14 protein-coding genes are annotated in these 11,052 nt (G+C 67.0%); 7 read left to right on the top strand and 7 right to left on the bottom strand.

What is annotated here, in order from left to right; all coding sequences use genetic code 11:
* The first annotated feature begins 365 nt into the window (after positions 1 to 365).
* On the top strand, positions 366 to 2,402 hold the full coding sequence (locus tag V7S63_RS28065; protein WP_248307333.1) for a M23 family metallopeptidase: 2,037 nt from the start codon (positions 366 to 368) through the stop codon (positions 2,400 to 2,402).
* A gap of 27 nt (positions 2,403 to 2,429) precedes the next feature.
* Positions 2,430 to 3,347 (top strand): AEC family transporter, encoded by a 918-nt coding sequence (locus tag V7S63_RS28060; protein WP_091843162.1) that lies wholly within the window; start codon positions 2,430 to 2,432, stop codon positions 3,345 to 3,347.
* Positions 3,348 to 3,384: 37 nt separating this feature from the next.
* Here the strand turns inward: V7S63_RS28060 and gluQRS are convergent, their stop codons facing one another.
* Positions 3,385 to 4,269, bottom strand: a complete 885-nt coding sequence (gluQRS, locus tag V7S63_RS28055; protein WP_336532738.1) for a tRNA glutamyl-Q(34) synthetase GluQRS — start codon at positions 4,267 to 4,269, stop codon at positions 3,385 to 3,387.
* Between the two features lie 89 nt (positions 4,270 to 4,358).
* Between gluQRS and V7S63_RS28050 the strand changes: the two genes are divergently transcribed.
* A complete protein-coding gene (locus tag V7S63_RS28050; protein WP_336532737.1) occupies positions 4,359 to 5,000 on the top strand; it encodes a DNA-3-methyladenine glycosylase family protein in 642 nt (213 codons plus the stop codon).
* A gap of 4 nt (positions 5,001 to 5,004) precedes the next feature.
* On the opposite strand, the gene V7S63_RS28045 is transcribed toward V7S63_RS28050, so the two are convergent.
* Positions 5,005 to 5,790: an HpcH/HpaI aldolase family protein gene (locus tag V7S63_RS28045; RefSeq protein WP_100959363.1), complete on the bottom strand. Its 786-nt coding sequence runs from the start codon at positions 5,788 to 5,790 to the stop codon at positions 5,005 to 5,007.
* Between the two features lie 144 nt (positions 5,791 to 5,934).
* Positions 5,935 to 6,258 carry a DUF1476 domain-containing protein gene (locus tag V7S63_RS28040; RefSeq protein WP_091843151.1) on the bottom strand — a complete coding sequence of 108 codons (324 nt, stop codon included), beginning with the start codon at positions 6,256 to 6,258 and terminating at the stop codon, positions 5,935 to 5,937.
* A 345-nt stretch (positions 6,259 to 6,603) separates the two neighbouring features.
* On the opposite strand from V7S63_RS28040, the gene purC reads away from it, so the two are divergent.
* The 4 genes from purC to purQ all read left to right on the top strand — a co-directional run bounded on the left by purC (position 6,604) and on the right by purQ (position 9,001).
* Positions 6,604 to 7,398 (top strand): phosphoribosylaminoimidazolesuccinocarboxamide synthase, encoded by a 795-nt coding sequence (gene purC, locus V7S63_RS28035; protein ID WP_091843148.1) that lies wholly within the window; start codon positions 6,604 to 6,606, stop codon positions 7,396 to 7,398.
* 62 nt (positions 7,399 to 7,460) lie between these two features.
* Positions 7,461 to 7,994 (top strand): hypothetical protein, encoded by a 534-nt coding sequence (locus V7S63_RS28030; RefSeq protein WP_143079838.1) that lies wholly within the window; start codon positions 7,461 to 7,463, stop codon positions 7,992 to 7,994.
* Between the two features lie 65 nt (positions 7,995 to 8,059).
* Positions 8,060 to 8,302, top strand: coding sequence for a phosphoribosylformylglycinamidine synthase subunit PurS (purS, locus tag V7S63_RS28025; protein ID WP_091843141.1), 243 nt, complete (start codon positions 8,060 to 8,062; stop codon positions 8,300 to 8,302).
* Positions 8,303 to 8,305: 3 nt separating this feature from the next.
* The gene (gene purQ, locus V7S63_RS28020; RefSeq protein WP_091843137.1) at positions 8,306 to 9,001 is read left to right on the top strand and encodes a phosphoribosylformylglycinamidine synthase subunit PurQ; all 696 of its coding nucleotides are present in this window, start codon (positions 8,306 to 8,308) and stop codon (positions 8,999 to 9,001) included.
* A 10-nt stretch (positions 9,002 to 9,011) separates the two neighbouring features.
* On the opposite strand, the gene V7S63_RS28015 is transcribed toward purQ, so the two are convergent.
* The 4 genes from V7S63_RS28015 to V7S63_RS28000 form a co-directional block, all read right to left on the bottom strand.
* Positions 9,012 to 9,608: a DsbE family thiol:disulfide interchange protein gene (locus V7S63_RS28015; protein ID WP_336532736.1), complete on the bottom strand. Its 597-nt coding sequence runs from the start codon at positions 9,606 to 9,608 to the stop codon at positions 9,012 to 9,014.
* Positions 9,605 to 9,778: a heme exporter protein CcmD gene (ccmD, locus tag V7S63_RS28010; RefSeq protein WP_091843129.1), complete on the bottom strand. Its 174-nt coding sequence runs from the start codon at positions 9,776 to 9,778 to the stop codon at positions 9,605 to 9,607. Before ccmD ends, V7S63_RS28015 begins: the two co-directional genes overlap by 4 nt.
* Positions 9,775 to 10,533: a heme ABC transporter permease gene (locus V7S63_RS28005; RefSeq protein WP_091843125.1), complete on the bottom strand. Its 759-nt coding sequence runs from the start codon at positions 10,531 to 10,533 to the stop codon at positions 9,775 to 9,777. The genes ccmD and V7S63_RS28005 overlap by 4 nt, the downstream gene beginning before the upstream one ends.
* Positions 10,534 to 10,642: 109 nt before the next feature.
* Positions 10,643 to 10,885, bottom strand: coding sequence for a hypothetical protein (locus tag V7S63_RS28000; protein WP_336532735.1), 243 nt, complete (start codon positions 10,883 to 10,885; stop codon positions 10,643 to 10,645).
* Between the last annotated feature and the right edge of the window lie 167 nt (positions 10,886 to 11,052).

Below are 11,052 nucleotides of genomic sequence, written 5' to 3'. Positions count from 1 at the left end.
GCGGCGCCGTCTCGATGGCCGCTTTATAGGGGGACCCCAGTTCCGCTGTCAACACACCAGATGAAAGTTTTTCGACAGCGGCTCACTTTTTTATCCGGCTCGCGATTTTCGCGGGTTTTACCCCTGTTTGCCATAGGACGCGCCGCCCGGGCTGGGCCGATGGAGAGGCCTCGCCCGCAAACAGCCGCAATTTTTCCCCACAGGCACGATGCCAACGCCGGGACAGTCTGCGGGGCGAACCCCGAGATTGATTCCCATGCGGGACGCGGGCATGGTCTCTGCTCTATATAAGACAGGGATCGAGCCCGTCCGCGGCATCGACTCGGCGCGCCCCCGGGCGCATCAATGGATTCGCCAGACGCCCGATGAACGCCCCTCCGGACCTCAGAGCGCCGCATGAGCCGCTGACGCCGGAAGCGACGGCGCTGCTCGTCGATCTCGGGATCGAACCGCCGATCACCCCGGCCGGGACGACGCCGGCCGGCATGGATCGCCGCGGCGTGTCGTTGCGCTGGCTCGCGGCCTGCCTGCTCGTCGGCTCCTGTGGTGCGGCCCTGCTCGGCGGCGCCATCCTGGTCGCTGTCCGCGGCGACACCAGCTTCGCCGAGCGCCCCGAGCCGGTCACCCCGCATCAGACCACCTCGGCCGGCGGCGGCGCCCGCAAGGGTGACAAGCTCGTCGCCGAGCAGCCGATCGCCTCGGCGCGACATAGCGTGCGCGCACCGATGTCCCAGCGCATCGGCGATCGCGAAGTCATCCGGGTACGCCCCTTCGTGCGTCTGTCGACCAATCTGTCGCTGACCAGCGGCGTCTATGCCGCCAACATCCCGCCCTTCAATCCGCTGCGGCTCTTCGCCGAGGGCGGTCCCAGCGGCGAACGCTATGCCGAACCCGTCACCGAGATGCCGGATGCGGATGTCTCGATCACCAAGCGCGATCTCGCCGACATGCCGATCGCGCCCGGCAAGGCCAATCTGACCGACGCCGACGTCGTCAACCAGATGGAGGAAGAGCGGGCCAACCTGGCCGCCGCCGACCGCCGCGCCGCCCTGCCGATCCCGCCTCAGCTGATGCTGAGCCGCACCCTGGCTCAAGGCAACCAGGCCGCCGGCGCCGCCGGCAGCCTGCTGTCCTATGCCCCCGCTACAGACACTTCCTTCTCGGGCATCGAGGTTCGTGTCGTCCCGGAGAACGTCACCAACGCGCCGAAGACTCCGATGGCGGCCACCCGCGAGCCGCAGGTCGAGGAAAAGCTCCTGATCACCCGCCGCGGCGAGAATTTCGAAACCGTGGTGCGCAATGCCGGCGCCAACCGCGACCAGATCGTCTCGATGATGAAGGCCTTCGACGGCCGCGTGAAGGTCGCCGCCCTTCCGGAGGGCCAGGTGCTGCAGGCTCTGTTCGCGCCCGGCCCGCGCCCCGGCGATCCCCGCCAGATCGTTCGTGTCGCCCTGCTCGAGAATGGGCGCCCTTCGGCCGCCGTCGCGATCAACGACAAGGGCCTGTTCGTCCCGGTCTCGCTGCCGCGAGTGGAAGTTGCCGGGCCACAGCAGAAATCGCAGGCCGGCGCGCAGGACGACGAGGAGGAAGAGGAAGAGGAGGGCGGCACCGGCGCGCGCCTCTATGAGAGCCTCTACGAGACCGGGCTGCGCCACGACCTGCCGCGCCCGCTGATCGACGAGCTCGTCCGGATCTTCTCCTATGACCTCGATTTCCAGCAGCGGGTGCGCGGCGGCGACAATCTCGAAGTCATCTTCACCGACGACGACGACGGCGAGCGCGCCGAGATCCTGTCAGCGAGCCTCACCGTCAATGGCGAGACGCGGCAGGTCTTCCGCTATCAGGCGCCCGAGGACGGGCTGATCGACTATTTCGACAGCGACGGCCGCTCGCTGAAGAAGTTCCTGCTGCGCAAGCCGATCAGCGACGGCGAGATGCGCTCGGGCTTCGGCATGCGCTACCACCCGATCATGCGCTATTCGAAGATGCATACCGGCATCGACTGGGCCAACAAGATCGGCACGCCGATCCTGGCCGCCGGCAACGGCACGATCATCAAGGCCGAATGGGATTCCGGCTATGGCCGGCGCATCGAGATCCAGCACGCCAACGGCTATGTCACCGCCTACTCGCACCAGTCGGCCTTCGCCAAGGGCATCGCGCCCGGCGTCAAGGTCCGCCAGGGCCAGGTGATCGGCTTCCTCGGCAACACCGGCCTCTCGACCGGGCCGCATCTCCACTACGAGGTCCTGGTCAACGGCAACTTCGTCAACCCGATGAAGATCAAGGTGCCGCGCGGCCGCGAGCTCGACGGCAAGGCACTGGTCGAGTTCAAGCGCCAGCGCGACGAAGTTCTGGGCCTGATCGAAAAGGCCGGAGGCCAGACCGCGCAATTGCGCTGAACCTCGTTCCCCTGCCCGGCGGGCCTGATGCTATCCTCCTTCCTCATCGTCCTCCCCGTCTTCGGCCTGATCGCAATCGGCTATGGTGCGCGCTGGCTGAAGCTTCTGCGGGAAACGACCGGCGAGGGCCTCTCCGACTTCGTCTTCGTCCTCGCCATCCCCTGCCTGCTGTTCAAGACGCTGGCGACGGCCACGATCCCGCCGGACCAGCCCTGGGGCTACTGGATTTCCTATTTCGCCGGCCTCGCCGTCGTCTGGGTGATCGCGCAGCTCGTGGCGCGGCATCTGTTCGCCCGCAAAGGTCCCGAGCTTGTCGTCTCCGGCTTCGCCGCAGCCCAATCGAACACCGTCTTCGTCGGCATCCCGATGATCCTGAAGGCCTATGGCGAAGCTGGCGCGGTGCCCCTGAGCCTGCTGCTCGCCGTGCATTTGCCGGTGACGATGACGGCCGCGACGCTGCTCGCCGAGGGCAAGGGAACTTCGCCGCTCCTGCTGCTCAGGCGCCTGTTCACCCACCCGATCGTCGTCGGCATCCTGCTGGGCAGCGCCGCGCGCCCCTTCGTCGGCATGCTTCCGGCGCCGCTCTGGTCGATCGTCGACCTGATCGCGGGCGCCGCCGTCCCCTGCGCTCTGGTCAGCCTCGGCATCGCGCTCCGGCGCTACGGCCTGGCCTCCGGCATCGCCCTGCCGGCGATCCTGAGCTTCCTCAAGCTCATCCTGCACCCGCTGATCGTCTTCCTGCTGGCGACCAAAGTGTTCGCCATGCCGGTGGCCTGGGCCGGGGTCGCCGTGCTCTTCGCCGCCTGTCCCTGCGGCATCAACGCCTATCTCTTCGCCGAGCGCTACAAGCAGGGCGTCGCCGACGCCTCCAGCGCGATCGCGCTCTCGACCGGACTCTCGCTCTTCACCACCGTCGGCTGGCTGACCTTTCTGGGCGTGGGCTGAACGCCTCGCCCTGACGAGGATCCGCCCGGGCAGCGATTCACGTGAAACCGAGCTGCCGCCGGATCGCCTCCGGCGTCGCCCCGTCCGCCCGCAGATCGGCGAGGCTCCGGGACAGCCGGCTCTTCGCCAACTTCTGCCCGGTTTCGTCGTTCAGCAGCTGATGGAAATGATAGCGTGGCGTCGGCAGGTCGAGCAGGCGTTGCAGCACGACATGGATCCCGGTCGCCGCTTCCAGATCCCGCCCGCGAACGACATGGCTGACACCCTGCAGCGCGTCGTCGACGACCACCGAGAGATGATAGCTCGTCGGCACGTCCTTGCGCGCCAGCACGACATCGCCCCACCCGGCCGGATCGACGGTGACGTCCCGCTGTGCTCCAGTTTCGTCGAAGAGCCGGTAGACGAGCGCTGCGCCCGCTGCCCGCGCCAGGGCCCGGTCCATGGCGAGTCGCAGCACATGCGGCTCGCCGACAGCGCGGCGTCGGCGTGCCTCGGCTTCACTCAGGTCACGACAGGTGCCGGGATAGAGCGGCGCGCCATCGGGATCGCACGGCCAGGGCATTCCGCTCTCGGCCTCGCATCGGCCCACGGCCTCCTTCACCTGCTGGCGCGAGCAGAAGCAGGGATAGACCAGCCCCATCGCATCGAGCCTGTCCAGCGCGCGGCGATAATCGTCGAAATGCCGGGATTGCCGCCGCACCCCCGGTGGGAACGAAATCCCCAGCCAGGCGAGGTCATCATAAATGCCCTGCTCGAATTCGTGCCGGCAGCGCGTCAGGTCGATATCCTCGATCCGCAGCAGCAGCTCGCCGCCGAAGCGCCCCGCCAGCCGCTGGTTGAGCAGCGCCGAATAGGCATGGCCGAGATGCAGCCGCCCGTTCGGGCTCGGCGCGAACCGGAAAACGGGTGGAGACGATGCCATCCGCTTCTGTCTATGGTTTGCGGCGAGCCTCGCCAAGCCCTGCCTCCTGACAGGACCAGGAGCAGCGATCGGCAATAGACCCGGGCAACATGACGACGATCTCCTGCACCGCCGATCTCGAAGAGGGCATGGCTGCCCTCACCACGCTCGATCCCGTCTGGGACCAGATCATCGCCCGGACCGGCATCCCGCCGCTGCGCCGCCGCGAGAGCGGGTTTTCGAGCCTGGCCTCGATCATCGTCTCGCAGCAGCTTTCGGTGGCAAGCGCCCGCGCCGTCTGGGCGAGGGTCGAGAGCGTGCTTGCCCCGCTGACGCCGGAACGCGTCCTCGCTGCCAGCGACGAGGAGATGCGGCTGTCGGGTCTGTCCCGGCCGAAGCAGAAGACGCTGCGCGCCGTCGCCGCGGCGATCGCCGAGAACCGGCTCGACCTTGCCGCGCTGGAGACGGCGACGCCGGAATTCGTCCACGCGCACATGACGGCCGTTTCCGGCATCGGCCCCTGGACGGCGGATGTCTACCTGCTGTTCTGCCTCGGCCATCGCGACGGCTTCGCCGCTGGCGACCTCGCGGTGCAGGAGGCCGCGAAGGTCGCTTTCGGGCTGCCGTTGCGGCCAAATCCCGCCGAACTGACGGAACTCGCTGAAGCCTGGCGGCCCTGGCGAGGCGTTGCCGCACGCTTGCTCTGGGCCTATTACGCCGCGCTGAAATCGCGCGAGGGCATCAACGCCTGAAGCGTCAGCCGCGCGCGATCTTCAGCGCAGCCTGCGCAGCATGACGCAGGAAGCCGGTATCGCTCATCACGGTAACCAGACGCGCGCCGAGTGCGACACCTTCCGCGGCCCGTTCGGCGCTCGCAGCATAGAAGGCGACCGGCTTCTTCACGGCATTGGCCCGCGCCACGATGTGGCGCAGCGCATCATCGACCTCCTTGGCCGAGGCATTGACGGAGGCGCCGCCCGACAGCGCGATCGAGAGATCGGACGGGCCGACGAAGAGCGCGTCGATCCCCTCGAGCGCGAGGATGTCGTCGACGATCGCCAATGCCTCGCGGGTCTCGATCATCGCGAAGGTCAGCGAGAAGCTGTTGGCCTGCCTGAGATAGCCGTTCTGGTCGAGGCCGGAGGCGCCGAGGCCGCCATAGCTGCCCCAGCTGCGCTCGCCGAGCGGCGGATACTTGGCATAGGCCGCGAGCCGGCGCGCATCCTCGATCGTGTTGATCATCGGCGCGATGACGCCGGAGGCGCCGGAATCGAACAGCTTCGAGACGTTCTGGAACTCGCCGACCGGAATGCGCGCCAGCGCCGGCTTGCCGGCGGCGTTGATCAGCGGAATCGCCCGGATCACCTCGGCGAGCGTGATCGGGCCGTGCTGCATGTCGAGCGTGACCGCGTCGAAGTCTTCCTGCGCCAGGATCGCGGCGATGCTCGGATCCGGCAGCCCGCACCACGCGGACAGCAGCGTCTCGCCCTTGGCGAGACGATCGGCGAGCGAGGACAGCACGGTCGGCTTGGCGGCGGTCATGAGCGCATTCATCCGGTTGCCCGCTCTTCACCACTGGCGGGTCCAGGGACCGTGGACCGAACCGGCGGTGAAAGGCAAACGATGCGGCATGCACCATGCTCAAGGGCGCAATGCGATGAAGTCCGCCCTGCGCCCGAGCGTCGTTCAGCGGCCGGCCTGGATCTCGTCGGCGGCCTTGATCAGGAGCTCGGTCATCGTCCGACGGATCTCATCGTCCGCGACCGTGACGCCGCCCGCGGCGAAATCGGCCTTGACCTTGCGCAGCACGTCGTCGTCGCCGGCCTCCTCGAAATCGGCGAGCACCACCGACTTGGCATAGGCATCGGCATCGGCGCCGCTCTTGCCGAGCTTCTCCGCGGCCCACAGGCCGAGCAGCTTGTTGCGCCGGGCGGTCGCCTTGAAGCGGAGCTCCTCATCATGCGCGAACTTGTTCTCGTAGGCGTCCTTGCGCTGGTCGAAGGTGGTCATCTGGTTTCTTATCCTCTTCGGAGCGGCAATCTTGCTGCGGCGCGATATCAGCTTCGCCATATAGCAATGTGATGGCGGTGCGGGCTAGAGGCCCAGCTGTCCAACCTGATCCGGCACGGTCAAATCCGGCGTCGAGACCCTGCCTCAGGCGCTTTGTTGCGTTTGCAGCACGAAAGGCCCATATAGCGCGACGTGTGGCCGGTTCCTAGGGAGCAGGGCCCGCATGAACCAGCCGGACCGGCGCGCCAGGATCGAACTCGACAGAGCAACGAGATTGCGCGAGAGCGTGCTGAAAAGGGCCATGATCCCGCCGCGGGCAACCGCGACCAGAGAGAGGCCGACCCTTTGGATTTCCTCAAGCCACGGTATATCCCGATGAACCGCCGCCGTCGCATTTACGAAGGCAAGGCGAAGGTCCTCTATGAAGGACCGGAGCCTGGAACGCTGATCCAGCATTTCAAGGACGACGCGACCGCCTTCAATGCCAAGAAGCACGAAGTGATCGACGGCAAGGGCGTGCTGAACAACCGCATCTCCGAGCACATCTTCAGCAATCTCAACGATATCGGCGTTCCCACGCATTTCATCCGCCGCCTGAACATGCGCGAGCAGCTGATTCGCGAGGTCGAGATCATTCCGCTCGAGGTCGTGGTCCGGAATGTCGCTGCCGGCTCGCTCTCGACCAAGCTCGGCATCGAGGAAGGCACCCAGCTGCCGCGCTCGATCATCGAGTTCTACTACAAGAACGACGCGCTGGGCGATCCGATGGTGTCGGAAGAGCACATCACGGCCTTCGGCTGGGCAACGCCGCAGGAGATCGACGACATCATGGCGCTTGCCATTCGCGTCAATGATTTCCTCTCGGGCCTCTTCCTCGGCGCCGGCATCCGTCTCGTCGACTTCAAGATCGAGTGCGGCCGGCTCTGGGAAGGCGACATGATGCGCATCGTCGTCGCCGACGAGATCAGCCCCGATTCCTGCCGGCTCTGGGACATCAGGTCGAAAGACAAGATGGACAAGGATCGCTTCCGCCGCGACCTGGGTGGGTTGATCGAGGCCTATACCGAAGTGGCGCGCCGCCTCGGTATTCTCGGCGAGAACGAAAAGCCGGGCCCGGCGGGCCCTCGGCTGGTGCAGTAATTGTCGCGCCTCGTGCTGTGAGCATGACGGCTACCAAGTCCCAGACGACCGGACGGGGGCGCTTGCGCTCCCGTTTGCGTTTCGGCGCGCTCGCGCTCGGTATGATCCTGATCGCTGGGTGCGCCGATCATTTCGGGCCGGGCCTGGTCCAGCTCGCAGCCGGGCGCGGCTGGGAACCGCTGCCGATCCAGAACTGGGTCGTCAACGACGGCATCAATCCGAAGGCGATGGTCTTCTGCACGCCGCAGGACTGCGAGCGGCCGGGCGTTGCCGCGCTGCTCAGCTTCGAAGGCAGCGAGGCCGCGGACATGGCGCGGACGCTTGCGCTCAACCCGGCGCGGCTGGCACGCGAATTCTCCAAGCGCCCAAAGGCGAAGCGGGCCGAGAAGCCGAAGAGCACGACCACCGTCTCGCGCTTCAAGCAGGACGGCACCGACGGCATCCTCGTCGAAATCCGCGCCAGGGACGGCGGCCGCCTGGCTGCGACCGCGATCCTCTACGCGCGCAAGGACACCACGCTGTCCATGGCGATCGCCGTGACCGATGATTCGCAGGCCGCCCAGGATTTCGCCCGCGCGACCTGGGCGAGTCGCTGAAATGGTTGAGCCGGCACCGATTCACCGCTAAGCGAACCGACAAGCGCCCCGTTCCGGAGATCACGATGAAAGCCCGCGTCACCGTCACCCTCAAGACCGGCGTGCTCGACCCGCAGGGCAAGGCGATCGAGGGCGCGCTGAAATCCCTCGGCATCGACGGCGTCGGCTCGGTCCGCCAGGGGAAGGTCTTCGACATCGAGCTCGACGGCGCCGACAAGGCCGCGGCCGAGGCCGCCCTCAAGGCGGCCTGCGAGAAACTCCTCGCCAACACCGTCATCGAGAACTACCGGGTCGAGATCGGAGCCTGACCGATGCGCGCCGCCGTCATCACCTTCCCCGGCTCGAATCGCGACGGTGACGTCGCCAAGGCCCTGCGCCAGGCGGGCGCCACGGTCGACCATGTCTGGCATGGCGATCATGAGTTGCCTGGTGGCACCGACCTCGTCGTCCTGCCCGGCGGTTTCTCCTATGGCGACTATCTGCGCTGCGGCGCCATCGCCGGCCGAGCCCACATCATGGACGCGACGCGGGCCCATGCGGCGCGCGGCGGCCTCGTGCTCGGCATCTGCAACGGCTTCCAGATCGCCTGCGAGGCCGGCCTGCTGCCGGGCGTGCTGGCTCGCAACGCCGATCTGAAATTCGTCTGCAAGCGCCAGCATCTCAAGGTCGAGCGGAACGACACCGCCTTCACCTCGGCCTATGCCAAGGGGCAGGTGATCGATGTCTGCATCGCCCATGGCGAGGGCAACTATATCTGCGACCCCGAGACGCTGGCCCGGCTCGAAGGCGAGGGACTCGTCGCCTTCCGCTATTGCGATGCGGATGGGAACGTGACTGCCGCGACCAATCCGAACGGCTCCCTCAACGGCATCGCCGGCATCTATTCGCCCGGCCGCAACGTGCTCGGCCTGATGCCGCATCCGGAGAATCTGATCGACGGCCTCGTCGGCGGCACCGACGGCCGCGGCATGTTCGAAAGCCTGGTCGGCGGCAAGAAGGCGGCCTGACCTGCGGCCGTCACTTCACCAGCGCCGCCGCCTTCGCCAGCATGCGTGACGCCGCCTGCCCGTCGAGCGGGCCGACATGCTTGTCGAGGATGCGCCCATCCGGCCCGATCAGGAAAGTCTCGGGCACGCCGTAGACGCCCCAATCGATGGCGGCGCGGCCGGCACGATCGGCACCGACGGCGGAATAGGGATTGCCGAGCGCGCCGAGGAAGCGGCGGGCATTCTCGGCCTCGTCCTTGTAGTTGAAGCCGACGAGCTGGACCTTGCCCTGCTTCACCGCGGCCGAATCGGCCATGGCGACGAGGAAGGGATGCTCGACCCGGCAGGGCGCGCACCAGCTGGCGAAGACGTTGACGATCGTCGCCTTGCCCTTGGCGAGATCAGCCATGCCGAAGGCCGGCACAGGTTGGCCATCGCGCTGCAGGCCTTCGAGCGGCGCCAATGTGACCGCCGGGGCCGGCTTGCCGATCAGGGCCGAGGGCACCTTGCTGGCATCGCCCGAGAACAGCCCTTTGGCGAACACCGCCGCCAAAGCCGCGAAAACCAGCAGCGGGATCGCACAGAGCCAGGGCGACCGTCGCGGCGCTGAAACGGACGCCTCGCTCATGACGACGCTCCGCCACGACGACCGGCGCCGCGCTCTTCCAGCGCCGCCAGAGCACGCCGCTGCGCGCGCCGGTCGAGCAGGATCGCGGCGGCGAGACCGCCGAGGATCACGGCCGCCGCCAGATAGGCGGCGAGGATGAAGCCGGCATGGGGTCCGAGCACGTCCGTCATTGCGCCGCCTGCAGCGAGAGCCGGTCGAGCCGCTCGGCCTCGAAGATCGTCAGTGTGCGCACGCGCCGGCGCAGGATCTCGGCCTGCATGGCGGCGCAGTGCAGCGCCAGCGCCAGCAGCGTGAAACCGATTGCGGTGATCACCAGCGGCCAGAGCATCGAGGAATGGATGGTCGGCCCGCCCAGCCGCAGCACCGAGGCTGGCTGATGCAGAGTGCTCCACCAGTCGACCGAGAACTTGATGATCGGGATGTTGACGCAGCCGACCAGCGTCAGGATCGCGACGGCGCGGCCCGCGCGCGAGGGCTCGTCGATGGCCCGGCGCAGCGCGATCAGGCCGAGATAGATGAGGAACAGCACCAGCATCGAGGTCAGGCGCGCATCCCAGACCCAGTAGGTGCCCCACATCGGCTTGCCCCAGAACGACCCGGTCAGCAGGCAGATCAGTGCGAAGCAGGCGCCGATCGGCGCCGCCGCCTGCTGGGCGACGTCGGCGAGCGGATGGCGCCAGACCAATACGCCCAGCGCCGAGAGCGCCATCATCGAATAGAACATCAGCGCCAGCCAGGCCGCCGGCACATGGATGTACATGATCCGAATCGTCTCGCCCTGCTGGTAATCGGAGGGGGCGACGAACCAGACGAGATAGAAGCCGATCGTGAGCAGCAGCGCCGCCGCTCCCGCGAGCCAGGGCAGCAAGACGCTCGACAGGCGCATGAAGCGCGCCGGATTGGCCAGTTCGGTAAGGCTCGCCATGACGGTGGTGGCCGGCTCTGCTCTTCTTTCGACCAGAGAGCATGTAGCAATCGCCGGCCCGGCTCACAATCGAGGAGCGGTACCTGCGACGATGAGGCTAGCAAGAAGGCTAGTTCTTCTCCGGCACGGCCGGCTCGTCGCCATCGACCTTGTCGAGGACGCTGAAGCTGCCTGAACGAGCGCCGTCGGCAGCGACGTCGAAGCCCTCGGCATTCAGGCCGCGCCTGAGCAATTCGCGGACGGCCGCGGCGCGGCTCGGCATCCGCTTCTCGAACCGCCAGTTCTCGACCGCACGGAGTTCGTCCGCGCTGAGCATGATCTGCAAACGTTCGCCGCGTTCCAAATCCGACATGGCGCGTTCCATCGCGCTGCAAATGAGTAACTGACTATATGTGCGCAAGTTACTCAACCGCAAGCGGCTGCGCCGCCGACGGCACCTTAGCGTCACGCGACTCAACCGCCACTGGCGCAATCTACTAACTATCTGAAAATAATACATATTTTCTTGAGGACTACTCA

Origin of the sequence: Allobosea sp. CCNWLY174, assembly GCF_037120455.1 — a bacterium.
In the GTDB taxonomy this organism is placed as follows: domain Bacteria; phylum Pseudomonadota; class Alphaproteobacteria; order Rhizobiales; family Beijerinckiaceae; genus Allobosea; species Allobosea lupini.
This window is presented reverse-complemented; position numbering and strand designations above follow the sequence as displayed.

Bases quoted from the DNA above. Each gene is read 5' to 3' on its own strand.
- gluQRS (WP_336532738.1), bottom strand. From the start codon at position 4,269: ATGGCATCGTCTCCACCCGTTTTCCGGTTCGCGCCGAGCCCGAACGGG.
- V7S63_RS28005 (WP_091843125.1), bottom strand. From the start codon at position 10,533: ATGGCGAGCCTTACCGAACTGGCCAATCCGGCGCGCTTCATGCGCCTG.
- V7S63_RS28045 (WP_100959363.1), bottom strand. From the start codon at position 5,790: ATGACCGCCGCCAAGCCGACCGTGCTGTCCTCGCTCGCCGATCGTCTC.
- purQ (WP_091843137.1), top strand. From the start codon at position 8,306: ATGCGCGCCGCCGTCATCACCTTCCCCGGCTCGAATCGCGACGGTGAC.
- purS (WP_091843141.1), top strand. From the start codon at position 8,060: ATGAAAGCCCGCGTCACCGTCACCCTCAAGACCGGCGTGCTCGACCCG.
- V7S63_RS28060 (WP_091843162.1), top strand. From the start codon at position 2,430: ATGCTATCCTCCTTCCTCATCGTCCTCCCCGTCTTCGGCCTGATCGCA.
- ccmD (WP_091843129.1), bottom strand. From the start codon at position 9,778: ATGACGGACGTGCTCGGACCCCATGCCGGCTTCATCCTCGCCGCCTAT.
- V7S63_RS28000 (WP_336532735.1), bottom strand. From the start codon at position 10,885: ATGTCGGATTTGGAACGCGGCGAACGTTTGCAGATCATGCTCAGCGCG.
- V7S63_RS28065 (WP_248307333.1), top strand. From the start codon at position 366: ATGAACGCCCCTCCGGACCTCAGAGCGCCGCATGAGCCGCTGACGCCG.
- V7S63_RS28040 (WP_091843151.1), bottom strand. From the start codon at position 6,258: ATGACCACCTTCGACCAGCGCAAGGACGCCTACGAGAACAAGTTCGCG.
- V7S63_RS28015 (WP_336532736.1), bottom strand. From the start codon at position 9,608: ATGAGCGAGGCGTCCGTTTCAGCGCCGCGACGGTCGCCCTGGCTCTGT.
- V7S63_RS28050 (WP_336532737.1), top strand. From the start codon at position 4,359: ATGACGACGATCTCCTGCACCGCCGATCTCGAAGAGGGCATGGCTGCC.